The organism is Salinicola sp. JS01 (assembly GCF_030284585.1).
GTDB lineage: Bacteria > Pseudomonadota > Gammaproteobacteria > Pseudomonadales > Halomonadaceae > Salinicola.
This window is the reverse complement of the sequence record NZ_CP127244.1, coordinates 2,571,404-2,595,591: the sequence shown is the minus strand read 5'-3', so window position 1 is coordinate 2,595,591 and position 24,188 is coordinate 2,571,404. Positions and strand designations below refer to the sequence as shown.

At 67.4% G+C, this 24,188-nt stretch carries 24 protein-coding genes; 15 read left to right on the top strand and 9 right to left on the bottom strand.

Annotation, left to right across the window (positions count from 1 at the left end; genetic code table 11):
- Positions 1-15: 15 nt before the first annotated feature.
- The 5 genes from serB to QO259_RS11905 all read left to right on the top strand — a co-directional run bounded on the left by serB (position 16) and on the right by QO259_RS11905 (position 5,448).
- Entirely contained in the window at positions 16-1,230 is a 1,215-nt protein-coding gene (gene serB, locus QO259_RS11925) for a phosphoserine phosphatase SerB (RefSeq protein WP_285950126.1), read from the top strand.
- A 318-nt stretch (positions 1,231-1,548) separates the two neighbouring features.
- Positions 1,549-3,264, top strand: a complete 1,716-nt coding sequence (locus tag QO259_RS11920) for an HD domain-containing phosphohydrolase (protein ID WP_285950125.1) — start codon at positions 1,549-1,551, stop codon at positions 3,262-3,264.
- A gap of 109 nt (positions 3,265-3,373) precedes the next feature.
- Positions 3,374-4,426, top strand: a complete 1,053-nt coding sequence (locus QO259_RS11915; RefSeq protein ID WP_285950124.1) for a M4 family metallopeptidase — start codon at positions 3,374-3,376, stop codon at positions 4,424-4,426.
- Positions 4,423-4,764, top strand: a complete 342-nt coding sequence (locus QO259_RS11910; protein WP_285950123.1) for a protealysin inhibitor emfourin — start codon at positions 4,423-4,425, stop codon at positions 4,762-4,764. The genes QO259_RS11915 and QO259_RS11910 overlap by 4 nt, the downstream gene beginning before the upstream one ends.
- A gap of 261 nt (positions 4,765-5,025) precedes the next feature.
- Positions 5,026-5,448 (top strand): DUF3465 domain-containing protein, encoded by a 423-nt coding sequence (locus QO259_RS11905; protein WP_285950122.1) that lies wholly within the window; start codon positions 5,026-5,028, stop codon positions 5,446-5,448.
- Here QO259_RS11905 and QO259_RS11900 read toward each other — a convergent pair.
- A complete protein-coding gene (locus QO259_RS11900) occupies positions 5,445-6,146 on the bottom strand; it encodes a glycosyltransferase (RefSeq protein WP_285950121.1) in 702 nt (233 codons plus the stop codon). The two genes, QO259_RS11905 and QO259_RS11900, sit on opposite strands and share 4 nt — an antisense overlap.
- A gap of 310 nt (positions 6,147-6,456) precedes the next feature.
- Here QO259_RS11900 and QO259_RS11895 point away from each other — a divergent pair, with 310 nt between their 5' ends.
- The 3 genes from QO259_RS11895 (at position 6,457) to QO259_RS11885 (ending at position 8,931) form a co-directional block, all read left to right on the top strand.
- A complete protein-coding gene (locus QO259_RS11895) occupies positions 6,457-7,119 on the top strand; it encodes a response regulator transcription factor (protein WP_207031160.1) in 663 nt (220 codons plus the stop codon).
- Complete coding sequence (locus QO259_RS11890; RefSeq protein ID WP_285950120.1) at positions 7,116-8,510, top strand: ATP-binding protein; 1,395 nt, start codon at positions 7,116-7,118, stop codon at positions 8,508-8,510. The genes QO259_RS11895 and QO259_RS11890 overlap by 4 nt, the downstream gene beginning before the upstream one ends.
- Before the next feature lie 88 nt (positions 8,511-8,598).
- Entirely contained in the window at positions 8,599-8,931 is a 333-nt protein-coding gene (locus tag QO259_RS11885) for a DUF2834 domain-containing protein (RefSeq protein WP_285950119.1), read from the top strand.
- On the opposite strand, the gene epmB is transcribed toward QO259_RS11885, so the two are convergent.
- Positions 8,926-9,951 (bottom strand): EF-P beta-lysylation protein EpmB, encoded by a 1,026-nt coding sequence (gene epmB, locus QO259_RS11880; RefSeq protein WP_285950118.1) that lies wholly within the window; start codon positions 9,949-9,951, stop codon positions 8,926-8,928. The genes QO259_RS11885 and epmB overlap by 6 nt on opposite strands.
- Before the next feature lie 89 nt (positions 9,952-10,040).
- Between epmB and efp the strand changes: the two genes are divergently transcribed.
- The 3 genes from efp to epmA all read left to right on the top strand — a co-directional run bounded on the left by efp (position 10,041) and on the right by epmA (position 12,526).
- On the top strand, positions 10,041-10,607 hold the full coding sequence (gene efp / locus QO259_RS11875) for an elongation factor P (RefSeq protein WP_035469951.1): 567 nt from the start codon (positions 10,041-10,043) through the stop codon (positions 10,605-10,607).
- A gap of 168 nt (positions 10,608-10,775) precedes the next feature.
- On the top strand, positions 10,776-11,546 hold the full coding sequence (locus tag QO259_RS11870; protein WP_285950117.1) for an SDR family oxidoreductase: 771 nt from the start codon (positions 10,776-10,778) through the stop codon (positions 11,544-11,546).
- Between the two features lie 2 nt (positions 11,547-11,548).
- The gene (gene epmA, locus QO259_RS11865) at positions 11,549-12,526 is read left to right on the top strand and encodes an EF-P lysine aminoacylase EpmA (protein WP_285952769.1); all 978 of its coding nucleotides are present in this window, start codon (positions 11,549-11,551) and stop codon (positions 12,524-12,526) included.
- A 96-nt stretch (positions 12,527-12,622) separates the two neighbouring features.
- Here the strand turns inward: epmA and arfB are convergent, their stop codons facing one another.
- The 3 genes from arfB to QO259_RS11850 all read right to left on the bottom strand — a co-directional run bounded on the left by arfB (position 12,623) and on the right by QO259_RS11850 (position 15,007).
- Positions 12,623-13,039 (bottom strand): alternative ribosome rescue aminoacyl-tRNA hydrolase ArfB, encoded by a 417-nt coding sequence (arfB, locus tag QO259_RS11860; protein ID WP_035469956.1) that lies wholly within the window; start codon positions 13,037-13,039, stop codon positions 12,623-12,625.
- A 238-nt stretch (positions 13,040-13,277) separates the two neighbouring features.
- The gene (locus QO259_RS11855; protein ID WP_285950116.1) at positions 13,278-13,727 is read right to left on the bottom strand and encodes a nucleotide triphosphate diphosphatase NUDT15; all 450 of its coding nucleotides are present in this window, start codon (positions 13,725-13,727) and stop codon (positions 13,278-13,280) included.
- Positions 13,727-15,007: an FAD-dependent oxidoreductase gene (locus QO259_RS11850; RefSeq protein ID WP_285950115.1), complete on the bottom strand. Its 1,281-nt coding sequence runs from the start codon at positions 15,005-15,007 to the stop codon at positions 13,727-13,729. The genes QO259_RS11855 and QO259_RS11850 overlap by 1 nt, the downstream gene beginning before the upstream one ends.
- Positions 15,008-15,306: 299 nt before the next feature.
- Between QO259_RS11850 and QO259_RS11845 the strand changes: the two genes are divergently transcribed.
- A complete protein-coding gene (locus tag QO259_RS11845; protein ID WP_285950114.1) occupies positions 15,307-15,846 on the top strand; it encodes a TetR/AcrR family transcriptional regulator in 540 nt (179 codons plus the stop codon).
- Positions 15,847-16,071: 225 nt separating this feature from the next.
- Here the strand turns inward: QO259_RS11845 and asd are convergent, their stop codons facing one another.
- Positions 16,072-16,902 (bottom strand): archaetidylserine decarboxylase, encoded by an 831-nt coding sequence (gene asd / locus QO259_RS11840; protein WP_285950113.1) that lies wholly within the window; start codon positions 16,900-16,902, stop codon positions 16,072-16,074.
- Positions 16,903-17,004: 102 nt separating this feature from the next.
- Positions 17,005-17,835, bottom strand: a complete 831-nt coding sequence (locus QO259_RS11835) for a sulfurtransferase (RefSeq protein WP_285950112.1) — start codon at positions 17,833-17,835, stop codon at positions 17,005-17,007.
- Between the two features lie 288 nt (positions 17,836-18,123).
- Here QO259_RS11835 and QO259_RS11830 point away from each other — a divergent pair, with 288 nt between their 5' ends.
- Positions 18,124-19,458 (top strand): NCS2 family permease, encoded by a 1,335-nt coding sequence (locus QO259_RS11830; protein ID WP_285950111.1) that lies wholly within the window; start codon positions 18,124-18,126, stop codon positions 19,456-19,458.
- Positions 19,459-19,606: 148 nt separating this feature from the next.
- On the opposite strand, the gene rsgA is transcribed toward QO259_RS11830, so the two are convergent.
- The gene (gene rsgA / locus QO259_RS11825; RefSeq protein WP_285950110.1) at positions 19,607-20,650 is read right to left on the bottom strand and encodes a small ribosomal subunit biogenesis GTPase RsgA; all 1,044 of its coding nucleotides are present in this window, start codon (positions 20,648-20,650) and stop codon (positions 19,607-19,609) included.
- 131 nt (positions 20,651-20,781) lie between these two features.
- On the opposite strand from rsgA, the gene orn reads away from it, so the two are divergent.
- Positions 20,782-21,351 carry an oligoribonuclease gene (gene orn, locus QO259_RS11820; RefSeq protein ID WP_285950109.1) on the top strand — a complete coding sequence of 190 codons (570 nt, stop codon included), beginning with the start codon at positions 20,782-20,784 and terminating at the stop codon, positions 21,349-21,351.
- Between the two features lie 33 nt (positions 21,352-21,384).
- Here the strand turns inward: orn and queG are convergent, their stop codons facing one another.
- Positions 21,385-22,503 (bottom strand): tRNA epoxyqueuosine(34) reductase QueG, encoded by a 1,119-nt coding sequence (gene queG / locus QO259_RS11815; protein WP_285950108.1) that lies wholly within the window; start codon positions 22,501-22,503, stop codon positions 21,385-21,387.
- A 121-nt stretch (positions 22,504-22,624) separates the two neighbouring features.
- Here queG and QO259_RS11810 point away from each other — a divergent pair, with 121 nt between their 5' ends.
- Positions 22,625-24,112 (top strand): NAD(P)H-hydrate dehydratase, encoded by a 1,488-nt coding sequence (locus QO259_RS11810; RefSeq protein ID WP_285950107.1) that lies wholly within the window; start codon positions 22,625-22,627, stop codon positions 24,110-24,112.
- Positions 24,113-24,188 lie beyond the last annotated feature (76 nt).

The following is a 24,188-nucleotide window of genomic DNA, read 5'->3' as shown; positions in this document are numbered from 1 at the left end:
CCCCGTGGGGAGACAATGGCACGACGTTTCGTGATAAGAGCCACCGGCCCGGCGCGCCCGGGGCAGACCGCTACCCTGAGTACCGCGCTGGCGACGGCGGGGCTGCGGCTACTGGACATGGACCAGCACGTGGCCTTCGGTCAGGTGCGCCTGGAGGCGCTGGTCGAGACCGACGACGAGGTCGACGTGGCCGCGCTGCTGCCGAGTGCCGGTGACATCTGCGGGCTCGACTGCCGGGTCGAGGAGATCGGGCCAGAAGCCAACCAGCGCTGGGCCGAGGAGGCCGTGGCACCGCGTTGGAGGCTCAGCGTGCTGGGGCCGCGCATCAGTGCCGAAGTGGTTGCCGAGGTGGCGACGCTGACTGCCAGTGAAGGGCTGACCATCGAGCGCATCGAACGGCTCTCGGCACCACCGAGCCTCGACGCGGGACCCGAGGTGCTGGCGCATGGCGCCTGTCTGCAGTGGCGTCTGCGCGGTGAGTCCGCCGATCCGCAGGCACTGCGCGAACGCATGCTGGCGCTGAGCGAGCGTTTCGCGGTCGACGTCACCCTGCAGCCCGCCGATCTCTGGTCGCGGCATCGTCGCCTGGTCTGCTTCGACATGGACTCGACCCTGATCCAGGCCGAGGTGATCGACGAACTGGCTCGGCGCCACGGCGTGTTCGATGAGGTGGCGGCGATCACCGCACGCGCGATGCGCGGCGAGCTCGATTTTCAGCAGAGCTTCCGCGAGCGCATGCGTAAGCTGGAGGGGCTGGACGAGTCGGTACTCGCCGAGATCGCCGAGTCGCTGCCGCTGATGCCCGGGGCCGAGCGCCTGATGCACCATCTCAAGCGGCTGGGTTATCGCACCGCGATTCTCTCCGGCGGGTTTACCTACTTTGCACGCTACCTGCAGCAGCGTCTGGGGTTCGACGAGATCCATGCCAACGAGCTGGTGATTCGTGATGGCAAGGTGACCGGTGAGGTCGCCGAACCGATCGTCGACGCCGCGCGCAAGGCGCAGCTGCTTGAGCAGATCGCCGAGCGCGAGGGGCTCGATCTGGCCCAGACCGTGGCCGTGGGGGATGGCGCCAACGATCTCCAGATGCTGGCTCGTGCGGGGCTGGGTGTCGCCTTCCATGCCAAGCCGCTGGTGCGTCGCGAGGCCGCGCTGTCGGTCTCGACGCTGGGCCTGGATGGTCTGCTCTATCTGCTGGGGTATCCCGAGCACGCGCTGGAGGGAGAGTGACGCGCCGACGCGCAAGCCCTGCCGCCGGAGAAGTCCACGTCGCCTAGTAGTCGTGAAAGGCGTTGCCAGCCGCCGCTGGCGGTCACAAACAGCGTGGCCGCTGGCGGTCGAACCAAGTTGCCGCTGGCGGTCGAACCAAGTTGCCGCTGGTGGTTGAACCAAGTTGCGGCTGGCGGCCAAATCAAGTTGACGTCGGCGGTCAAAAAAAGTTGCCTTGGCGATTAAATAAAGTTGTCCCGCGCCAGTTCCGGTAGCAGCGTTCGGCAACCGAATGTTGTAAATTGTATCCACGATTTGCAGCCAGCCCCGAGATCTCGCATGAGCACCTCCGCTTCGACCGATATCGTCAACCCCTTGGCCAAGTGGGAGTGGCTCGATCCACTCTGCATCCAGGGCAGCGTCAATCTGGCGTTCGACCTGGGCGGCACATCGTGGCCGGTGCTGCTCGATGACATCGAGCGCGATCGCGCGCTGATCGTCGACATCAGCGCAGTCCCCGCGCTGGCCGAGCAGCTGGAGCGGGGCGATGCCTTTCATCTCTTCGGGCATGTCAATGGTGCCATGGTGCGCACCTCGACCCTGGCGCTGATCGAGTGGCTCGACCCCGAAGAGGGCGAGGGTGGCCGGCAGCGTCTGCGCTGCAGTTACCCCGAGTGGCTGAGCACGGTGCATCGGCGCAATAGCTTCCGCGCGCCGATTCGCGCCGAGATGGGCGTCGATGCGCGTCTGAGGCTGGAAGATCGTGACATACCGGTAACCGCGGAGCTGCGTAATCTCTCCCTGGGTGGCTGCCTTTTGGCGATGCCGCTGACGCATGCCGTCTCGCTCTTGGAAAATCAGCGTTTCGCGCCGCTCGAGCTGCACTTTCCCAGCCGCCAGTCGCTGCGCCTCAGTGGCTGTATTCGCCACGTGCGCAGCGATGAGGAGTGGCGCGAGGCGCTGGTCGGCTGTGAGTTCGACGAACCCGGCATCGATACCGAACGGCTGCTGTGGTACTGCGTCAAGGAGGCCGAGCGCGAGAGTGCGCGCAGCGTGACGACGCGTGACAAGGCGCTCTCGCCCTCGCCGCTGTTTCGGGGGCCGGACGGCAAGCGTCCAGCGCCGCGGCAGCCCGAGACGGCCTCGCTGCCGGTCGGCAACGCCACCGCGCGGCGGCTCAAGAAGATTGCCGATTATCTCAGTGCACAGATCCTGACGCTGCAGAACGGCGGCTCGATCGCGTCGTCGCTGCTGTCGCGTCACGCCGATACCCTGGTCACGCTGAGTAATCAGGGAGACCAGGCGCTGCTCTATGCGCTCGGCTATCTGCATGGGGAAACGCCGCTGGTACGCCACTCGCTCGGCGTTGCGATACGTGCCACCGACCTGGTGCGCTGGCAGGGCTATCCCGAGGACGTGATCAAGGCGGTGGCGGCCAGTGCGCTGGTGCATGACCTGGGCAAGTGCCAGTTGCCAACATCGATTGTGGAGAGCCGTGAGCCGCTCGGGGCCGAGGCGCGCGCGCATCTGTCCGAGCACGTGCCGGCAATCCTCACTCAGCTCGAAACGTGTCGCTGGCTATCACCGGATATCGCGCGTGCCATCGTTGGTGAGGCCAACGAGCGCCTCGACGGCAGCGGCTATCCGGCGGGCCTGGACGACACCCAGTTGAGCGCGCTGGGGCGCATGATGGCGGTGGTCGACGTGATCGACGCGCTGGGCCAACCCCGCGCGGATCGTGATGCTTGGCCATTGCTCGAGCGCTATCGCCATGTGCTGGGTCACCCGGCGCTGTTCGATGCGACCTGGGCGCAGCGCTACGTGCGCCGCTTCGGCACTGCGCCGGTGGGTTCGCTGGCGCGTTTCTCCAGCGGTGCGCTGGCCTGGGTGCAGCGTATCGACGATCGCGGGCTGCCGGCCCAGGTGCACCTGGTGCTCAATGCCAAGAGCCCACGCCGGCGCCTCGATCAGATGCTCAATGACAACGACATCGCCCAGCTCGGCAAATTCGAGGGCGTGGTGCCCGAGGCGAGTTATGGACTGTCGTTGAGCTGAGTGCATGTCACCTCGGGGCAGTGACAAAACGCAACAGGGTCATAACGGCATGCCTGCCGAGCCTGAACCACACTGACTGTGACCTTGATCTCATCACAGGAGGTGTCCGATGCCAGCGACGACGCGCCCGGGTCAAGCCTACGGCTTCATGCCGCCCCATGTATTGGAACGTCTTCTTTCCCACGGCAACGCACGCTTACAACGCTGCGCCCAGGCCACCCTCAAGGCCGATGCCCAGTTTCGTCTGCGCAACGCGACGCAGCCTGCGGCACGCCCCGCCGATGGGAGGCGTGGCGGCGAGCCCGCCCGCTATATCTATACCGCCGCTCAGCAGGAGATCCTGCCGGGTGAGCGGGTGCGCAGTGAGGGCGATCCGGAGAGCGGCGATGTCGCCGTCGACGAGGCGTATCGCTGGCTGGGTGCCACCTATCGCTTTTACTGGGAGGTCTTTGCTCGCGATTCCATCGACGCCCAGGGCATGGCGCTGTTGGGTACCGTTCACTACGGTGAAGACTACGACAACGCCTTCTGGAACGGGGCGCAGATGGTCTTCGGCGATGGTGATGGCGAGCTGTTCAATTGCTTTACCGCGGCCCTCGACGTGGTCGCCCACGAATTGACCCACGGGGTGATCGAGCGTGAAGCGGGGTTGATCTATGCCGATCAGTCCGGTGCGCTCAACGAATCCCTGGCCGATGTATTCGGCGTCATGGTCAAGCAGCACCATTTCGAGCAGGCGGCCGAGGAGGCCGACTGGCTGATCGGCGAGGGTCTGCTCACCGACCGCGTCAATGGTCGGGCGTTGCGTTCCATGGCCAGTCCTGGCAGCGCCTACGACGACCCGGTGCTGGGCAAGGACCCGCAGCCGGGGCATATGGACGCCTTCGTCAATACGGCCTCCGACAACGGCGGCGTGCACATCAATTCCGGCATTCCCAATCGCGCTTTCTACCTGGCGGCGACGCGCCTTGGGGGCTTCTCTTGGGAGGCCGCCGGGCCGGTATGGTTCGATGCGCTGCGGGATTCGCGCCTGGCACGGGATGCCAATTTTGCCACCTTCGCCGAGATCACCGTGCGCTGCGCGCAGCAGCGTTTCGGCGCTGACAGCCCGGTGATGGATGCCGTGCGCCGAGCCTGGGTCGATGTGGGAGTGCTGCGGTGAGCGCGCGTGGCGTACCGCGACTGGCACCCACGGCGGTGCTGGCGGTGGTGCGCGAAGGGGGCTTTGCCGCCATGCCCGGTCTGGAGCGCCCGCGACGCATCGAGTGCCGTGAACTCAGTGAACCCCAGCGCGAACGGCTACAGCGGCTGCTCGACGAGATCGACCGCCAGGCGTCGGCCGAACCCGCAGCGGGCGCCGACCGGCGCGTCTTCCGGCTGTCTCTCGAGCAGCCGGAGGCCGAATGCTGGCAGTGCGCGCTCGACGAGACACAGGCGCCGCGCGGCGTGGTGGGGCTGTGGCAGCACGGCCCCGACGCGCTGGACGAACCGGAGACCTGAACGCGACCGGCTATTTTTCTTTTTCAGGAACTCTAGCGGTATATCGTACTCTGATTGAGTAGCCCAGGACGGGCACACAGCGTAGGCCGAGCCCGGATTTTGGGGTTCGGCCTCTTTTTTTGCGTCCGGCGCGCACGTGGTATGCCTCCGGCGCGTGCGCGGATCTGCAGCTTGCGCTGCGGATCACCGCCCAGGCTTTATCGCACAGCGGCCCGGTGTCACAGTGGCTCTCTGGCAATAAAAGGGGCCATGACCCGGATGATGAAACGAAGAATCGGCGGTGCCGTGATCGCGTTGCTGTTGGCGGCACTGCTGGTGCCGACGCTGGCTCACTGGCAGGCGCCGGTATCTTCGACGATGACGCCGCGGGCGGCCTTCGAGGCGCAACGCGAGGCGGTCTGGGTCGAGGGGGAAGGGCGCGTGCAGCGCCTGCTGCCGGATGACGACGACGGTAGCCGGCATCAGCGTTTCATCCTCGGGCTCGGCGATGGTCATACGCTGCTGATCGCCCACAACATCGATCTGGCGCCGCGGCTCGACGGGCTCGCGCGTGGGGATGCAGTGCGCTTTCGTGGCGAGTATGTCTGGAATGCTAAGGGCGGCGTGGTGCACTGGACCCATCGCGACCCGCGCGGCGAGCGTCCGGGTGGGTGGCTCGAGTGGCGTGGGCGGCGCTACCGCTAGGAAATTGACGCCGGGCGGCGCGAGACCTGGCGCGGACGCCAGCGGCGGGCCTGGCGCCACTGCCTCAGGGTCTCGCCGAGTGTCGCGAATGAAGGCCGCGGTGCGGATATCGCGATGACGTCACCCTGCGTGCGCCAGTGGATCGGGTGCTGACCCACGCGACCGCCACCGCGGCGGATCAGCAGCGGCAGAAAACGCATCAGGCCTTTTAGCGGCGGCAGGGCGCACATGGCCTCGCGCTCGATCAGATACAGCCCTTGGGGTTGTGCGTCGACGGCGGTGAACGGCGCCGCCAGCCGTGCCAGCCAGTGCCTCGCCCTTGAAGCGTGGTGCGCTCGCCCCTGCACCAGTGCCAACCCCTGATGGCGTGCCGCGCAGAGCATGTCGGGAAGATCGTGGGGGTCGGCGCGGCCACTGCTGCCGAGGGTCACCAGCCAGTCGCCCCGGGCCTGGCGTGCCGCCTGGGCCAGGGCAGCGTCGATATCGCTGGCGCCTGGCAGCACCTTGATCTGGTCGGTCTCCAGCGATAGCCCCTCGAGTGCCTTTGCGAGACGCGCATCGCGCCGGCTGTCGAGGATCAGGAATTCCAGCGCCCGGGCGTGCACCAGCGCGTGCGAAGCCTCTTCGATCAGCGCCGCGACTTGGGCCGCGGGGGCAGTGGCGAAGACGATCAGCGAGAGCTTGGGCAGTGCGAGCATCGTGGTCTCCCTGGGCGTGGATGGCTTGCGCAGCGGATCGTTTGACGGACCTGGCCACGGTCGGGATCGACTGTGACAGGGTTTCCTTAACTCAGGCTTAGAAACGGGCCTTGGATGTGCTCGTCCACTTCCGCGGCGCCAGGCTGCGCGCTGCCGATGACTCGGTGATGACACTGCCGGACACGCGAGCGGATGACGCGGTATGCTGAAACCGTGCATGTGACACCGCGCCGAGCACCGCCGTGGGGCGAGTGGGGTAGACATGAGATGCCGTCTCGAAGCGAGCCGGGGCAAGACGAGAGAGAAAGCTATGCGGGTAATGCTGGTGGAGGACGACCCCCTGCTCGGTGAGGGGGTGGTCGAGGTGCTGCGGCGCGAGAACATCACGCCGGAGTGGCTGGGCGAGGGGGAGGGCGTGTGCGAGGCGCTGGCGCATTCGGCTTTCGACGCCCTGATCCTCGATGTCGGCCTGCCCGATATCGACGGGTTCGAGGTGCTCAAGCGGCTGCGCGAGGCCCAATGCCAGATACCGGTGCTGATGCTCACCGCGCGGGACGGCGTCGAGGATCGCATCCGCGGACTCGACGGCGGCTGCGACGACTATCTGGTCAAGCCGTTCGACAGCGGCGAGCTGCTGGCGCGTCTGCGCGCGCTGGTCCGGCGCAGCGCCGGGCGCGCCTCCCCACAGGTGACCCATGGCCTGCTCAGTCTCGATCCGGCCGCCCACGAGGTGCGTCTGGCGGGAGAGCTGATCCCGCTGGGGCGGCGCGAGCACGATCTGCTGGCCTATCTGATGACCCATCCGGGCCAGGTGTTTTCCCGCGACCAGCTGGTGGAGGTGCTCTACGGCTGGGATGCCGAGGTCGAAAGCAACGTCATCGAGGTGCATGTCCACCATCTGCGACGCAAGTTCGGCAGTCGCGTCGTCGCCACCGTGCGGCATGTCGGCTATCGCATGGGGGAGACCGGTTGATTTCGATCAGACGCTATCTGCGGCGCGTGCTGCTGATCTCGGTGACGTCGATCACCGCGGTGGCGGCGCTGTGGAGCTACTACGACACCCGCGACCAGATCGACGAGCTGTTCGATGCCGAGCTGGCTCAGACCACGCGCACCATGGTGGCGCTCTACTTCGCCTATCGTGCCGGCTCGGAAAACGACCAGGCCGCGCCGGTGGATATTCAGCTTAAGGCGCCGCTGGTGCCGGACAACGCCACCGATGCGCCGACCGCCCTGGGCCACCCCTATGAGAAGAAGCTGGGGTTCCAGGTATGGGACGAGCAGGGCCGCGCGCTGTTCGGCATGCAGCCGACCGGGGCGCTGCCGGCGCTCGAACGGCGCCCCGGCTACTCCCATGCGCTCAGCGGCGGTCACGACTGGCGCACCTTCACCCTGCACGACGAAACCCGCGGCGTGTGGGCCAGCGCCGCCCAGCGCGACGACGTGCGCGACGAGCTGACCTGGCAGATCGCGCTGCGTAACCTGATGCCGCCGGTCATCGGGGTGCTGCTGATCGCACTACTGATCCCGTTCGCCATTGCCCGCGGCTTCTCGCCGCTGCTGCGAGTCAGCCGGCAGATCACCGCGCGCCAGCCCAACTTCCTCGAGCCGCTGGATGCAAGCCAGGTGCCGGAGGAGATTCGCGGCATGGTCGATGCGCTCAATGGCCTGTTCGCACGTCTGGCCGAGACCCTGGAGAAGGAGCGCCGCTTCACCGCCAACGCCGCCCATGAACTGCGCACACCGCTGGCGGCGGTCAAGGTCCACGCCCAGAATCTGCTCAGCGAGACCGACACCGAGAGCGCGCGACGCGCGGCGCAGTCGATCATCAATGGGGTCGACCGCATGACCCGGGTGGTCGAGCAGCTGCTCACGCTGTCGCGGCTGGAGAGTGGCCAGGCGATCACCCGCCAGACCGTGCGTCTGGCGCGACTGGGCAGCGAGCTGGCCCGCGACACCCAGCCGCTGGCCGCGCAGCGCGACATCCACCTGACTCAGCAGCTCCCCGAGGGGCTCAGCGTGCAGAGCTACGAGAATGGCCTCTATGTGCTGCTGCGCAATCTGCTCGACAACGCCATGCGCTATACCCCCAGCGGTGGCCAGGTGCATCTGCGCATGGCCGCCGAAGCGACGCGGCTGCATATCGAGATCGCCGACACCGGCCCCGGTATCCCGCCGCAGGATCGCCAGCGGGTGTTCGAGCGCTTCGTGCGTCTGGCCGGGCAGAAGACCAGCGGCTCGGGCCTGGGGCTGTCGATCGTCAAGGAGCTGGTCGAGCGTCTGGAAGGCGAGATTCGCCTCGACGACACCTCGCTGCCGGCGGCCAGCGGTCTCAGCGTGCATGTCTATCTACCGCTATCCTGAACGTGAGCGGTAGCGCCGCGAGTGCTCGCGGCGCTACCCGTCGGGGTGGTGCGGCCCGGCCACCGCACCCGTGAACGGGAGATGAGAGATGCTGCGTTTCTGGGTGCCGCTGACGGCACTGATCGCCTTTTCGGCCTATACCGCCTATGCCATTGCCACCAGTGACCAGAGCCTGAGTGCCTTCGCCGGCGAGCTGATGCGCAAGCCGACCACCGCGCTGGTGGTGTTCGATGTCTACCTGGCACTGCTGATGCTGGCGGTGTGGATGTTCTTCGATGCCCGGCGCCGGGGGCACGGGATGGGCTATCTGCTGGTGTTCTACGTGATCACCTTCTGCTTCGGTTCGGCCGGGCCGCTGGCCTATCTGACCCTGCGCGGCTGGCGTGACTGGCGAGCCCAGCAGCGGCGCACGCGCTCATAGCGGGGTCTTGCTCGCCTCGCCGGGGATCTCGCGCACCAGCCGTGGCATCAGAAAGCCCGGCAGGCGCTCGCGCAGCGCTGCCACCAGGGCCCTGGCGCTGTCGTCGTCGACATCGAAGTGGGCCGCGCCGCTGACCGGATCGAGTACGTGCAGGTAGTAGGGCAGCACGCCGGCGGCGAACAGCCGTTCCGACAGCTCGGCCAGGGTGTCCACCCGGTCGTTGATCCCGCGCAGCAGCACGCTCTGGTTGAGCAGGGTGACGCCGGCGGCCGCCAGGCGTCGGCAGGCGTCGACCACCGCGGCGTCGATCTCCTGGGCGTGATTGATGTGCAGTACCATCACCTTCTGCAGGCGTGTACCGCCGAGCCAGTCGAGCAGCGCGGTGTCGACCCGGTCGGGAATCACCACCGGCAGGCGGGAGTGGATGCGCAGGCGCTGAAGATGGGGGATCGCCTCCAGCCGCGCGACCAGTTCGGCAAGGCGCCGGTCCGGCGAGGCCAGCGGATCGCCGCCGGAGAGGATGACCTCACGGATCGAGGCGTCGCCGCGCAGATAGTCGAGGCTGGCGTCCCATTCGCGCATCGAGGGGGCATGCTCGGCATAGGGGAAGTGGCGCCGGAAGCAGTAGCGGCAGTTGATGGCGCAGGTCGGGCTGGCGATCAGCAGCACGCGCCCGGCATATTTGTGAATCAGCCCGGGGCGCGGGGTATGCTCGCGCTCGGCCAGCGGGTCGGCGACGAAGCCGCCGACGGCATCCTGCTCCGCTGCCAGCGGCAGCACCTGACGCAGCAGCGGGTCGTAGGGGTCGGCGTGGCGGATGCGCGCCAGGTAGGCTTCGGGTACCCGTACCGGGAACAGCGCATGACCCGCGCTGGCGCCGGGCAGCAGCGCCGGGTCGAGGCCGAGGCGCTGGCACAGCACCCGCGGGTCGCGGATCACCTCGCGCAGCTGGTGCTGCCAAGCCGCGGGAGCGCGCGATTCGGCTTCACGATGCACGGCGATCGGGGTTCGGGTTATCATGCGGACCACCTGAGTTAGAACGCGCCCTGGCAGCGCTGTTACGGAATTCTCGTCGCGGACGCCCCGCGATCGTTCATTAGTGAGGAAACATGGCGAACTATTCTACCAACGAATTCAAGGGCGGCCTGAAAGTCATGCTGGATGGCGACCCGTGTAACATTCTCGAGAACGAATTCGTCAAGCCCGGCAAGGGCCAGGCGTTCAACCGCGTCAAGCTGCGCAACCTGATCACCGGTCGGGTCTGGGAGCGTACCTTCAAGTCGGGCGAGTCGCTCGAGGGCGCCGACGTCATGGACCTCGACATGGAGTATCTCTACACCGACGGTGACATGTGGCACTTCATGAAGACCGATGGCTCGTTCGAGCAGTACGCGGTGGACAAGAAAGCCATCGGCGACGTCGAGAAGTGGCTCAAGGAGCAGGCGGTCTACACCGTCACCCTGTGGAACGACAACGCCATCGCCGTCAGCCCGCCCAACTTCCTCGAGCTCGAAGTGGTCGAGACCGACCCGGGTCTCAAGGGTGACACCGCCCAGGGCGGTTCCAAGCCGGCGACGCTCTCCTCCGGTGCGGTGGTTCGTGTCCCGCTGTTCATCAACCAGGGCGAAGTGCTCCGGATCGATACGCGCAGCGGCGAGTACGTCTCCCGCGCCTGATGCTGGCGCCGCACCGGCGCTGAGATCGCACCGGTGCAAGCGAGGTATCAGTCAGATTGGCCACGCTTCGGCGTGGCCTTCTGCGTTTGCTGCCGGCAGCGGCCGCGGGGTGGAATGGCCGGCGTGCTCGAGCCGTTGATCGCGGCGGCGCCGTGGGAGGAGATCGGGATGGGCAGACTGACGGGGCGGACCGCTCTGATCACCGGCGCGGCCAGCGGCATCGGCCTGGCCACGGCGTTGCGCTTTGCCGCCGAGGGCGCGGCACTGGCCCTGCTCGATCGCGACCGGGCGGCGCTGACGCGCGCCTGCGAGCGTGTCGAACGGGAGAGCGGCCGCCGTGTGGTGGGCGTCGAGGCCGACGTCGCCGAGGCCGATGACGTCGGCCGTGCGGTGGCCGAGGCCGCAGCGGCGCTCGGGTCGCTCGAACTGCTGGTCAATGCCGCCGGGGTCAATGTCTTCAGCGACCCGCTGACCACCGACGAGGCGAGCTGGCGGCGCTGCCTGGCGATCAATCTGGAAGGTGCCTGGCATGTGATCCAGGCGCTGCTGCCGGAGATGCTGGCACGCGGCTATGGCCACGTGGTCAATATCGCTTCGGTGCACGGCCACAAGATCATTCCCGGCTCCTTTCCCTACCCGGTGGCCAAGCATGGTCTGATCGGGCTGACCCGCGCGCTCGGCATCGAGTACGCCGCCCGCGGGCTGCGCTTCAACTCGATCTCGCCGGGGCTGATCCGTACCCCCTCGGCCCAGGCATGGCTGGATGGCCTCGACGACAGCGAGCGCCAGCGCCAGATTGCGCTGCTGCCGTGCCAGCGCATCGGCGAAGCGGAGGAGGTGGCCAACACCGCCCTGTTCCTGGCCAGCGACGAAGCGCGTTTCATCAATGCCACCGATATCCTGATCGACGGTGGCCGCAGCCAGGTCTATCACACGTGACGATGACGCCCAGCCCGGACGACTGGCAGCCCTCGGCAACGCGCGAGACACTGCGCCAGCGGGCGCGGCTGCTGGCGGCGGTGCGCGCCTTCTTCGCCGCGCGTGACGTGCTCGAGGTGGAGACCCCGATCCTCGGCCATGCGGGGAGTACCGACCCGCATCTCGATTCGCTCTCATTGAGCGCGACCACCCCTGCCGGGCGCGAGACGCTGTGGCTGCAGACCTCGCCGGAGTTCCACATGAAGCGCCTGCTGGCGGCGGGCAGCGGCCCGATCTTCCAGCTCGCCCGCAGCTTTCGCGATGGCGAAGTGGGGCGGCGCCACAATATCGAGTTCACCATGCTCGAGTGGTACCGCCCCGGTTTCTCGCTGGGTGCGCTGATCGAGGAGTGCGAGGCGCTGATCCGCGCGCTGATGCCGGCGGCCGGCTCGGCACGCCGGCGACGCTATCGCGAGTTGTTCCGTGAGGCGCTGGCGCTCGACCCCTTCACCACGCCATTGGCCGAGCTGCAGCGGATGGCGGGCGAGCGCGGCGGGCTCGATATGGCTGACAGCGATCGCGATGGCTGTCTCGACCTGCTGATGAGTCTGGTAATCGAGCCGACGCTGGGGCAAGACGGCATCGACGTGGTGGTGGACTATCCCGCCACTCAGGCGGCGCTGGCGCGCAAGCGGGTCGATGAGGAGGGCACCGAGGTTGCGTCTCGCTTCGAGATCTACCTGCAGGGTATCGAACTCGCCAACGGCTACGACGAGTTGACCGATGCCCGGGAGCAGGCCGCCCGTTTTCAGGATGACAATCGCCAACGTGTGGCGCTTCACAAGCCGGTCGTGGATGTCGACCGCCGTCTCGTCGCTGCTCTGGCCCACGGGATGCCGGCTGGCAGCGGGGTGGCGCTGGGGATCGACCGCCTGATTCAGCTGGCGCTGGGCAAGGCGTCGATTGCCGAGGTCCTGGCGTTCCCGACGCCGCGCTGCTGACCGGCCGTGGCGCTATCATCATCCCGCCGGTAGCGGCGCCTGCGTTGGCGAGGCGACCGGCGCGAGGCATCAGTACCTGCCGAGCTGCACAGCGCTTCAATCATCGACTCGCCCGCGCAGACGTTTCTTCTGGCCGTGTTTGGTCTTTTGATCGACCCGCTTGCGTTTGGCGCTGCGGCTCGGCTTGGTCGCCTGGCGCGGTTTGTCGCCGTAGAGCACGGGTTTGATCAGCTGTTTCAGCCGGACGCGTGCCGCTTCCCGGTTGAGCTCCTGAGTCCGATGCTCCTGCGACTTGATCACGATGATGCCGTCGCGAGTGATGCGCTTGTCACTCAGGGCCAGCAGCTTCTCCTTGAACCCGGGGTGCAGGCTGGAGGCGCGGATATCGAAGCGTAGATGAATCGCCGAGGAGACCTTGTTGACGTTCTGGCCGCCGGCACCCTGGGCGCGCACGGCGATGAGTTCGATCTCGTGGTCGGGGATCGAGACGTTGCGCGAAATCTCTAGTGCCATTCACGGGACCTCAGGTGTTGCGGGAAATGATAACCGGGGCGAGATCGCACGGCGTGGCAGCGGGGATGGGTGTCTGGCGAAGCGGCGCTGGTGCACCATGATGATCTCGCCCCGGGGAAGAGGGGCGAGACAAGGTAGCGGCGCCACCCGCTGAGTGCAATAGACGAGGCGATGGCGCGATACCGAGTGCTGCAGAAAGTGTGAACTCGACGCCGAGGGTGCGGTTATCGAGGCCGGATCAGGGAGCCTTTCGCGGATAGGCATGCCAGCCATCCGGCAGGGGCTGGCCCGCAGTCTGCGCCAGCAGTGCCGCGCTGGCAGGGAACAGCGGCCGGGGCAGCGCATCGCAGGGGAACCAGCGCCACTGGTCGAAGACCTCGGGTTCTGTGACCCGCGGCGTGGGGGGATCTTGCAGATGCAGGTGCGCGGCGACGGTGATGGCGGTGCAGTCGGGATTCAACTGATGCAGGAAGGCGCCGATCTCGATGGTTGCCTCGGTGAGGATGCCGGTCTCCTCATGTAGCTCCCGCCGCGCCGCCGCGGCAAAGGTCTCGTTGGGTTCGACATGGCCGCCGGGCATGCACCAGCAGGGCGTCTCGCCCGCCTTGATACGGTAGCCCAGCAGAATCTCACCCGCGCCGCGGGTGAGTATCAGGCCGACGCCGATTCTCGACTTAGGGGCCGGCATCAGGCGCGCTCCTGGAGGCGTGCCGGCTGGGCCAGCGTTTCGGCCACGGCGCTGGCGGCGTAGTGGCCGCTGACGAAGGCGGCGACGATGCCGCGGAACAGCCCGCAGGCGTCACCCACCAACCAGGTGGGCCGGTCGACCAGCCGCAGGCTGTCATCGACCTTCGGATACCAGCCGACGCCTTCCAGCGTCGGGCCTATCAGGCGTGTGGTGTCGTCCTCTAGCCTTGGGAAGTTGTCGACCAGTTGGCGTAGCCCGCGCTGCATCGCCTGTGCCAGCGGCGCCCCATAGACCCGCTCCATGGTCGCCGTGGCGTCGGGATCGTCGGCGAGCCAGGCGCTGAGCGGGAGATTGAAATGCGAATCCGCGCGGCTTAGCGTGCGGGTCAGCGCAGTGATGGTCTCGCGGGCCAGCGCCTCATCGAGAATGCGCGTGTTGAAGCCGACGTTGGAGCGCTCGGTGGGCGGGCCGTCCGAGTGCCCGGAGACCGTCCACAGCCCCTGGGTTCGGGTCAACACGGTGCGTCCGTGGCGACAGGCGCAGAAGGTGCGCCACTCGGTCGCCTTGTCGGCGGCGTGCAGGGTCAGCTTGGGGTCGAGATCGACGAAATCCTGAAAGAAGGCGCGCTCGCTCGGCTGTTCGATACGAAAGCCCACTTCCAGCCGGCGGAAGCGCGTGTTGATGCCGTCACCTAGCCCCAGCGGCCCGAAACGCCCGGCAGCCCAGATCAGGGTGGTCGCGGTGAGCGCGCTCCGCGTGCCGTCGGCGGCGCGCAGTTCGAGATGATGGCACGTCTCGTCTTCGTCGTAGCGCTGGCTGATCACCTGGGTGTCGCTGACGATATCGACATCTAGCGCGGCGATCAGTTCGGCGATCATCGCCTCGCGCTGGGTCAGCGGCAGATAGTAGGAGGGGTAGTGCTTGATTGACCAGGCATCATGGCACGGCGTGTAGACATCGGCGCGATCGGGAAACGGCGGGGTCTTCATCCCGTGGCTATTCAGCAGCTCGCGGGTCCAGGCATAGGCCTGATGCAGCGGCGCACGGCGTGGCAAACGCCACAGCTCGGTGGCGGAGGGGTAGAACGAGAACTTGCCATCGGAGTAAAGGCCGGCACCGCCGTGGCCCTGGGTCAGCTCGGCCTCGCTCTGGTGGTCACGCCGGTCGATCGCGTGGCCCTGGTCGACCAGCAGTACGCGCAACCCGCGGTGCGCAAGGCGGCTGGCGGCGGCGAGTCCGGCAGGGCCTGCGCCGACAATGACGCTATCGTATTCTGTCACTGGAGCCTCCAGTCGCGCGGCGGCGAAAGATGGAAAGAGTCGACACCTCGTGTAGAGTGCCGCTTCACTGAGGGTGGCGTACACCGTTTCATGGTAGTGTTTTACAATTCCTGACTAAAAAGTGATACGAGTCGCTGCGTATCAGATAGTATCGTATTTCCCAGGAGCTGTTTTTGACAAGGATGTCTCCCATGTCTGCGTCTACATCGTCTATGTCCGCATCTACATCATCTATGTCTACATCTACCGATTCACCGGCTCGTCCCGGCCGACCGCGCAGCGCCACGGCCTCGGCCAAGGTGACGCGTGCCGCCCTCGAGCTGGCGCTGGAAGGTGGGTTGCCCTATGCCACCATCGAGCGTATCGCCAGCGTCTCCGGGGTCGCCAAGTCGACCATCTATCGGCGTTGGCCCAACGCGGGCGCCATCCTCATGGACGCCTTCCTCGATGTCGTCGGCCCGGCTATTGCCTATGACGACAGCTTGCCGATCTTGGCCAACTTCCGGCGCAGCGTGGCCGGGCTCTCCGAGGTGCTCAACGGCCCCCACGGGCGCCTGCTGCAGCATCTGCTGGGGGCGGCTCAGTCGGACCCCGAGCTCAGCCGTGCCTTCGTCGAGCGCTGGATCGGCCCGCGCCGGCAGATGGGGCGCGAGGCGATCGAGCACGCGGTGGCGCGCGGAGAGCTGGCTGCCGAGATCGACCCTGGACTGAGCATGGATCTGATCTACGGGGCGATCTATTACCGGCTGGCGGTGTCGTTCAGCGAGATCGATCGTGACTTCGTCGAAACCGTGGTGATGCGTGTGCTCGGCCCCTATCTCATCGAAGGGGCGCGCTGAGCCAACGATGCGAGCGCCGCGAGAGCGCCTGCATATGGCGAGGGCCCATCGCCAGTAGGCGAGAGCCTAGAAGTGGGCGGTGAGCGATAAGTAGGTGGTGAGCGATAAGTAGGTGGTGAGCGATAAGTAGGCGGTGAGAACCAAGAGATAGACGACGAACGCCGCGGTCGGCCGACCGCGGCGTTCGTCGTCTTGGGCCAGTTGCTGAAAACCCGACGCCGAGAATCAGGCGCCGAGGCTCTGGCCCATGCTGACCGGCGTACCGGTGGGGTCGAAGTCGTGGAATTCGGCCTCGCGGCCCAGGCACATCACTACCGTGGAGCCGAGCTTGAAACGGCCCATCTCGGCGCCTTTCTCGATCACCACCGGGGTATCGAAACAGGTGGTCTGCACACGGCCGCTGAGCGGCGTGATCTGGCCCGCCCACACGGTTTCGATGGCGGCGACGATCATCGCACCCACCAGCACCATCGCCAGCGGCCCGCGCTCGGTGTCGAACACGCAGACCAGGCGCTCGTTGCGCGCGAACAGCCCCGGCACGTGGTTGGCGGTCGCCTGGTTGACCGAGAACAGCCGGCCCGGCACATAGGTCATCTCACGCAGGGTACCGGTGAGCGGCATGTGCACGCGGTGGTAGTCCTTGGGGGAGAGGTAGACGGTGGCGAAACTGCCCTGGCGGAACGGCGCCGCGCGGGCGCTGTCGCCTCCGAGCAGGGCATTGAGCGAGTAGGCCTGGCCCTTGGCCTGGATCAGTGTGCCGTGGTTGATGCGGCCGAAGCGTGAAAGCGTGCCGTCGGCAGGGGAGATCAGCCCCTCGCCGATAGGGCGGGCGTCGGGCTTGAGCGCGCGGGTGAAGAAGTCGTTGAAGCAGGCGTAAGCGCCGGGGTCGGGCTCTCGGGCCTGGCTCATGTCGACACCGTAGTGCTTGATGAAGTGGCGGATGAAGAGATCCTTGATCCAGCCGACGCGGCTCTCGGCGAGCTTGCCGATCAGGCGCGAGATCGCGTGCTGGGGCAGCGGATACTGAATTTTGGCGAAGAGTTCCTGGCGATCCACGGTATGACTGCCCCTCGAGTCGGAAAGGCGCACAAGGTAGCGGCCGTACCGCGCGGGCGCAATAGCCCGCAGCATTGACCGCACGGTCGCGTTCAGGTGAGCCTAGCGCTCGACCGGCGTATCGTCCCGATTCCCCCACTCCTTCCACGAACCGGGATAGGCGCGCACGCTCGTATAGCCCAGTGCGCGCGCGGCGAGCCAGGTCAGTCCGCTGCGGTGATGGCTCTGGCAGTGGGTGACGATCTCCTTGTCCGGCGTGATGCCGCGGGCTTCGAGCTCCGCTACCAGCTCGGCATAGTCGCGCAGGCGCAGGTCGCGCTGGCTGTCCATGACCTCCAGCCAGTCGAAATTGACCGCGCCCGGCAGATGGCCGAGCTTGCGGTTGTCGCCCTTCAGGCCGCGATACTCGGCATCGGAGCGAGCGTCCCAGATCGCCAGATCGCGGGAGCCCAGACGTTCGAGCAGCTCCTCACGGCGTATCTGTACCCCGGGGTTGAGATACTCGGCCTGGTAGTCACTGGGTGTCGGGGCGCTGGGCGTGGTATCTACCGGGTGGCCGTCGGCGCGCCAGGCGTGTATACCGCCGTTGAGATAGGAGTAGCGCGGGTGGCCGATCAGCTCCAGCGTCCACAGCAGGCGCCCGGCCCAGCCGCCGCCTTCGTCGTCATAGGCCACCACATGGGTTTCCGGGGTCAGCCCTAGATCCGAGAAGAGCGCGCTGAGAGCCTCGGGGGAGGGCACGTCATTGGGGACGTCGCCGCTGCCGGCGAGCAGCCGGCGATGATCGAGAAAGCAGGCGCCGGGAACGTGGCCATCGCGATAGCTCTCGGCCTTGAGCGGTACGTCGACGATCAGCAGGTGCGCCTCGCCGAGGTGGGCGGCGAGGGCGTCCGGTTCCAGAATCAGCGGTAGCTGCGGCTTTTCCGAGCTCATGGGGGCTCCTGGCTGAGAGGGGGCCTGTCTCTGGCAGAACAGCGCCCGGGTCGAGAGGCGAGGGGGTCGCCGGGTTCCTCTCATCATGGCATAGCCCTCGGCCACTGGCATAGCTGCCGGCCCTGGCGTGGGCGGATGGCGCTGTGCGGTGGATTCGATATACTGCGCCCCGCTCGGCCGCCGCCCGAGCCCTTCACGGCTTTCCAAGCCCCCGCTTTGTGTATACAAGTTGTCAGACGCGATGCGTTCGCGTGCCAACAATAATCGACTCAGCCAGGAGATTGCTGCGTGCTCGACAAATACTTCTCTCTGCGCTCGCTGGGAACCAGCCTCAAGACCGAGGTGCTGGCGGGCGTGGCCACCTTCCTGGCGGCGATGTACATCATCGTGGTCAATCCGTCGATTCTCTCCGCGGCCGGCGTGCCTTTCGCCGGGGCCCTGACCGCCACCGTGCTGATCAGCTTCTTCGGCAGCGTGATGATGGGTCTCTATGCGCGCAACCCGATCCTGGTCGCGCCGGGGATGGGCATCAACGCGCTGTTCACCTACACCATGGTGATGGGCGCGGGCATTCCGTGGCAGACCGCGCTGGGCTGCGTGTTCTGGTCCGGGGTGCTGTTCGCGGTGCTGGCGCTGTTCAACGTGCGCCGCTACGTGGTCGACGCCATTCCGGCGACGCTGCGCCACGCCATCGCCTGCGGTATCGGGCTGTTCATCACCGTGATCGGGCTGGTCAATGCACGGCTGCTGGTCTCCAACCCGGCCACCGTGGTGGGCCTGGGCGAGATGACGCCGGCGTTGGTGACCTTTCTGATCGGCCTGGGGGTGACCGCGGTGCTGGTGGCACGACGAATCCAGGGCGCGCTGATCCTGGGTATCGTCTTCACCACCCTGGCGGCGGTGCCGATCGGGCGTCTGTGGGGCGACGGCAGCGTCTATTTCCCCGAGGCGATCGCCACCCCGACGCTGGTCAACTTCCAGGGTATCTTCGCCTGGCCCGACTTCACCGCGCTGTGGCAGGTCGACTTCAGCGGTGCGCTGGCGGTGGCCTACTGGCCGTTCATCTTCGTCATCCTGTTCACCACCTTCTTCGATGCCATGTCGACCTTCATCGGCGTGTGCCAGGCGGGTAATCTGCTCGACGAGAACGGCGAGCCGCGCAATATCCGCCGTTCGATGATGGTCGACGCCTTTTCGGCGCTGATCTCGGCGCCGCTGGGCACCAGCCCGGCCAACGCCTACGTCGAGTCCGCTGCCGGCATCAGCCAGGGCGGCCGCTCGGGGTTGGTGGCGGTGGTCTCGGGGCTGCTGTTCCTGCCGTTTCTGTTCCTGTCACCGCTGCTGGCACTGGTGCCGGCGATCGCCACCGCGCCGGCGCTGATCATGGTCGGAGTGTTCATGCTCTCGCCGATCCGCACCATCGACTGGCAGCAGTACGACGATGCCATCCCGGCGTTCGTGGCGATGATGCTGATTCCGCTCACCTACTCGATCACCCACGGGGTGGTGTTCGGCTTCCTGACCTACGTGGTGGTCAAGGTCGGTGTGGGTAAGGCGAACGAAGTGCGCCCGGCGATGTGGGTGCTGTTCCTGCTCTCGATTCTGATGCTGTTCGAGGGCTGATCCGGGCCGGTCGCCATCGTGGCGGGAAAGGATCGTCGCGTATCGACGCGACGATACTGTCCATAGACCTAGCTGTCGGCCCATAGACCTAGCCGTTGGCCCATAGACCTAGCCGTTGGCCCTTAGACCTAGCCGTTGGCCCATAGACTTAGCTGTTGGCGATGTCGTCGCGGATACGCTGAAAACTGGCGAAGCGTTCGGGGTGGATCTCACCGCGTTCGACCGCCTCGAGCAGAGCGCAGCCCGGCTCCTCACGATGGCGACAGTCGCGGAAGCGACAGCGGCCGAGCAGCGGGCGGAACTCGATGAAGCCCTCGGCCAGCTCGCGCTCGTCGAGGTGCCAGAGGCCGAATTCGCGGATACCCGGCGAGTCGATCAGGTCACCCTCGCGTGGCCGGCCACTCTCGCCGTTTTCCGGCAGCGGATAGAGGCGTGCGGTGGTGGTGGTGTGCTTGCCCTTGCGCGTCTCTTCCGAGAGGGCGCCGATGCGCAGGGTCTCGTCCGGTAGCAGGCGATCGATCAGCGACGACTTGCCCACCCCGCTCTGACCGACGAACACCGAGGTGCACCCCTTGAGCCGCGCGTGCAGGGCGTCGAGCCCGTGGTCGCGCTTGGCCGAGGCTTCGATCAGCGAATAGCCGAGATCGAGATAGCGCGCCAGCATGGCGCGCACCTCACCCGCCTGCGCCGGCAGCAGGTCGCTCTTGTTGAGTACCAGCACCGGGGCGATGCCGGTGCTCTCCGCAGCGACCAGGTAGCGGTCGACGAGATTGGCGTAGGGCGTGGGCTCGGCGGCGATCACCACCAGGATCTGATCGATGTTGGCGGCCACCGGGCGCAACTGGCCGTGGGCGTCGGGGCGTTCGAGCACGCTGTCGCGTTCGCCGCGCGCGACCACTACGCCGCTGCCGTCCTGGGCTTCGCGCCAGACCACGCGGTCGCCGGTGACCAGCCCCTCGAGATTGGCACGCAGATGGCAGCGATGGCGCGAGACCCGTTCGCCGTCGACGGCTTCGACCTCCAGCGTGCGACCGAAGTGGGCGGCCACGCGTCCCGGGCGCTCGGCGCCGTACTCACCGCCCTCGAGGGTACGCTCGTCGCGCGCCGCGCGGCGATCGGCACGGGCGGCGCGCTCGGCCTGAACCTTTTCCACGCGCCAGCGTTGCTGTCGGGTCAGTTTGCGTCGGCTCATCGGTGGCGTCGGTCCTCGGGTCATGGCCGCTCGGGCGGCACGGGCTTACAATGGCGGGCATTGTAGCCATCCCTGTCTGTCGTGTCCGCCCATCTCGGTCGGCACCAGGGCGGACCCCACTGGAGATAGTCATGTCGGCGACCCCCGAAGCCTCCCCGCGCAGCGACCTGCTGGTCTGGATCGATCTCGAGATGACCGGGCTCGACCCCAACCGCGAGCGCATCATCGAGGTGGCGACGCTGATCACCGACGGCGACCTCGAGCTGATCGCCGAGGGCCCGGTGCTCGCGGTGCACCAGCCCGAAGCGCTGCTCGACGGCATGGACGCCTGGAACCAGAAGACCCACGGTGACTCCGGGCTGATCGAGCGCGTGAAGCGCAGCGAGATCGATACCGCCGAGGCCGAACGGCGTACGCTCGAATTCCTGCGCCGCTACGTGGCGCCGGGCACATCACCCGTGTGCGGCAACAGCATCCATCAGGACCGCCGCTTCCTCGAGCGCGAGATGCCGGCGCTCAACGACTTCTTCCACTACCGCAACCTCGACGTGTCGACGCTCAAGGAGCTGGCCAAGCGTTGGAACCCGGCGGCGGCCAGCGGCTTCAGCAAGCGCAATACCCACCAAGCGCTGGATGACATCCGCGAATCCCTGGCCGAGCTCAAGCACTATCGCCAGACCTTCCTCAAGCTGGCCGAATGAGCCAGCGTCGCTCGTCGACTTTTCACACAGTTCCTAGGCGCTGACGATCCGCGCCTGACGCTTGTGGCGCTGCTCGGCGAGCGCCCAGCGCACGTGCTCGCGCACCAGATCCGAAGGATAGGCCAGTCGCGCGCGCAGGGCGCCTTCGACACGCTCGCTCCAGGGCGCATTGCCCAGCCCCACGGCGAGATTGCGCAGCCAGCGCTCGTAGCCGATGCGCCGGATCGGGCTGCCTTCGGTGCGCTTGAGAAACTCCGTCTCGCTCCAGGCGAACAGCGCCACCAGCTCGGCTCGGTCGAGGTCGTGGCGCGGAGCGAAGTCGGGCTCGTCGCTGGCGCGGGTGAAGCGGGTGAAGGGGCAGAACAGCTGGCAGTCGTCGCAGCCGTAGACGCGATTGCCCATGGCGCGGCGGTACTCGATGGGGATGGCGCCATGCAGCTCGATGGTCAGATACGAGATGCAGCGCCGTGCGTCGACCACCTTGTCCTCGACGATGGCGTCGGTGGGGCAGGCGCTCCGGCAGCTCGAGCAGGAGCCGCAGTGCTCGCGGGCGAAGGGCGCATCCACCGGTAGCGGCAGATCGGTATAGAGCTCGCCGAGAAAGAACAGCGAGCCGGCCTTGGGATCGAGCAGCATGGCGTTCTTGCCGAACCAGCCGATGCCGGCCTTGTGCGCCAGGGCGCGCTCCATCACCGGCGCCGAGTCGACGAAGGCGCGGTAGCCGAAAGGCCCTACAGCGGTCTCTATCTGCCGCGCCAGCTGGTCGAGGCGTTTGCGGATCAGCTTGTGGTAATCGCGGCCGAGGGCATAGCGCGAGATATAGGCGCGCTGCGGCTGCCCCAGCACGCGGGTGGTCTCCACCTCGGGCGGCAGGTAGTCCATGCGCGCGCTGATCACGCGCAGGGTGCCGGGGACCAGCTCGGCGGGGCGCGTACGCTTGGTGCCGTGCTTGGCCATGTAGGCCATCTCGCCGTGGTGGCCGGCCTCCAGCCAGCGTGCCAGATAGCGCTCATGGGTGGCGAGATCGGTATCGGTGATCCCCACCGCCTGGAAGCCGAGTTCGCGCCCCCACTGCTTGATCTGGGTGGCGAGAGCGGCGGTGTCGATCTCGGCGGACGGGGTGCGCGCGGAGCACGGGTGCTGCTCGCTCATGCGTCTTCCTGCTCGTCTCGGGTGGCTCGGGCCGCGAGCGGTGCTCGGGTGCGCTACCCTACACCAGATCCAACCGCAACGGCAGGCCGCGCGCGCCGCCATGGGCTCTTCAGGAGGCGACATGCAGACACGGATCGAGGCGAGGCCGCTCTATCTCGCGGCCCAGGTACGCGAGATGGATCGACGCGTCATCGCCGAGGGAGGCGAGGGGTTCTGGCTGATGCGCCAGGCGGGTGAGGCTGCCTATGCGCTGTTGCGTGCGCGCTGGCCCAGGGCGCGGCGACTGTGCGTGCTCTGCGGTGGTGGCAACAACGGCGGCGACGGCTATGTGCTGGCGGCGCTGGCCGCCGCCGACGGCCTGACCGTACAGCTGATCGCGCTGACCCCGCCGGATAAACTCGCGGCAGATGCGCGCCGGGCCTATGAGCTCGCTGCAGAAGCCGGGCTCGATGCGCTCGGCTGGCGTGATGAGCTGACCCTGGATGGCGAGGTGATGATCGACGCCATGCTCGGCACCGGCGCCCGGGGCGCGCCGCGCGGCGACGTCGCCACCGCGATCGCCCAGCTCGATGCCGCCGGCAGGCCGGTGATGGCGCTGGACGTCCCCTCCGGGGTCGATGTCGACAGCGGCCATGTCGAGGGTGCGGCGGTGCGTGCCACGCTCACGCTCACGTTCATCGCCGACAAATTCGGCCTGCACACCGGCGCCGCGCTGGATCATGTCGGCGATCTGACCCTGGCCGATCTGGGGGTGGACGCGCGAGCCTTCACCGATCTGGCGCCGGTGGCGTGGTGCCAGGACGCGCAGTGTCTGGCCACGGCGCTGCCGCCGCGTCGCCCCAGTGACCACAAGGGCACTCACGGTCATGTGCTGGTGATCGCCGGGGCGCCCGGCATGGGCGGGGCGGCGCTGATGTGCAGCGAGATGGTGGCGCGGGTCGGTGCCGGCAAGGTGAGCCTGGCAACCGATGCCGCCCACGTCGCCGCGAGTCTCACCCGGTTTCCCGAGGTCATGGCCCACGGCGTTCGCGGGGGCACTGATCTCGCCGCGCTGGCGGCGGCTGCCGATGTCATCGCGGTGGGGCCGGGTATCGGCACCGGCGCCTGGGGCCAGGCCGCGCTGCAGCAAGCGCTGACCGCCGACAAGCCGTGCGTGGTCGATGCCGATGGTCTCAATCTGCTCGCCGCCCGCGAGTCACCGACTCGGCGCGACGCCTGGGTGCTGACGCCGCATCCCGGCGAGGCCGCACGCCTGCTCGGCTGGAGCACGGCGGCGGTGCAGCGTGACCGGCGTGGCGCGGTGATCGCGCTGCAGCAGCGCTGGGGTGGCTGCGTGGTGCTCAAGGGCCCCGGGACGCTGGTGTACGACGGCGAGCGACTCGACCTGTGCCCTTACGGCAACCCGGGGATGGCCAGTGGCGGGATGGGCGATGCGTTGACCGGAATCGTCGCCGGTCTGCTGGGGCAGCTCGGCGAGCCGGCAAGGGCGGCGCGGCTGGGGGTGCTGATCCATGCCCTGGCCGCGGACGCGGCGAGCGCCGCTGGCGGTCAGCGTGGTCTGCTGGCGAGTGATCTGGCATCCTATGCGCGACGCTTGGCCAACCCCTGACGGCCGGCAGCGTGCGCCCTGGCGGTTACGCCGCAGCCACGCTGCCGCCGCCGCTCTACCGCGGCCGTTCCTTGAC

What these genes read in the sequence shown, in the direction of transcription:
- serB (WP_285950126.1), top strand. Translation starts at nt 16, where the DNA reads ATGGCACGACGTTTCGTGATAAGAGCCACCGGCCCGGCGCGCCCGGGG.
- QO259_RS11920 (WP_285950125.1), top strand. Translation starts at nt 1,549, where the DNA reads ATGAGCACCTCCGCTTCGACCGATATCGTCAACCCCTTGGCCAAGTGG.
- QO259_RS11915 (WP_285950124.1), top strand. Translation starts at nt 3,374, where the DNA reads ATGCCAGCGACGACGCGCCCGGGTCAAGCCTACGGCTTCATGCCGCCC.
- QO259_RS11905 (WP_285950122.1), top strand. Translation starts at nt 5,026, where the DNA reads ATGAAACGAAGAATCGGCGGTGCCGTGATCGCGTTGCTGTTGGCGGCA.
- QO259_RS11900 (WP_285950121.1), bottom strand. Translation starts at nt 6,146, where the DNA reads ATGCTCGCACTGCCCAAGCTCTCGCTGATCGTCTTCGCCACTGCCCCC.
- QO259_RS11895 (WP_207031160.1), top strand. Translation starts at nt 6,457, where the DNA reads ATGCGGGTAATGCTGGTGGAGGACGACCCCCTGCTCGGTGAGGGGGTG.
- QO259_RS11885 (WP_285950119.1), top strand. Translation starts at nt 8,599, where the DNA reads ATGCTGCGTTTCTGGGTGCCGCTGACGGCACTGATCGCCTTTTCGGCC.
- epmB (WP_285950118.1), bottom strand. Translation starts at nt 9,951, where the DNA reads ATGATAACCCGAACCCCGATCGCCGTGCATCGTGAAGCCGAATCGCGC.
- efp (WP_035469951.1), top strand. Translation starts at nt 10,041, where the DNA reads ATGGCGAACTATTCTACCAACGAATTCAAGGGCGGCCTGAAAGTCATG.
- QO259_RS11870 (WP_285950117.1), top strand. Translation starts at nt 10,776, where the DNA reads ATGGGCAGACTGACGGGGCGGACCGCTCTGATCACCGGCGCGGCCAGC.
- epmA (WP_285952769.1), top strand. Translation starts at nt 11,549, where the DNA reads ATGACGCCCAGCCCGGACGACTGGCAGCCCTCGGCAACGCGCGAGACA.
- arfB (WP_035469956.1), bottom strand. Translation starts at nt 13,039, where the DNA reads ATGGCACTAGAGATTTCGCGCAACGTCTCGATCCCCGACCACGAGATC.
- QO259_RS11855 (WP_285950116.1), bottom strand. Translation starts at nt 13,727, where the DNA reads ATGCCGGCCCCTAAGTCGAGAATCGGCGTCGGCCTGATACTCACCCGC.
- QO259_RS11835 (WP_285950112.1), bottom strand. Translation starts at nt 17,835, where the DNA reads ATGAGCTCGGAAAAGCCGCAGCTACCGCTGATTCTGGAACCGGACGCC.
- rsgA (WP_285950110.1), bottom strand. Translation starts at nt 20,650, where the DNA reads ATGAGCCGACGCAAACTGACCCGACAGCAACGCTGGCGCGTGGAAAAG.
- orn (WP_285950109.1), top strand. Translation starts at nt 20,782, where the DNA reads ATGTCGGCGACCCCCGAAGCCTCCCCGCGCAGCGACCTGCTGGTCTGG.
- queG (WP_285950108.1), bottom strand. Translation starts at nt 22,503, where the DNA reads ATGAGCGAGCAGCACCCGTGCTCCGCGCGCACCCCGTCCGCCGAGATC.
- QO259_RS11810 (WP_285950107.1), top strand. Translation starts at nt 22,625, where the DNA reads ATGCAGACACGGATCGAGGCGAGGCCGCTCTATCTCGCGGCCCAGGTA.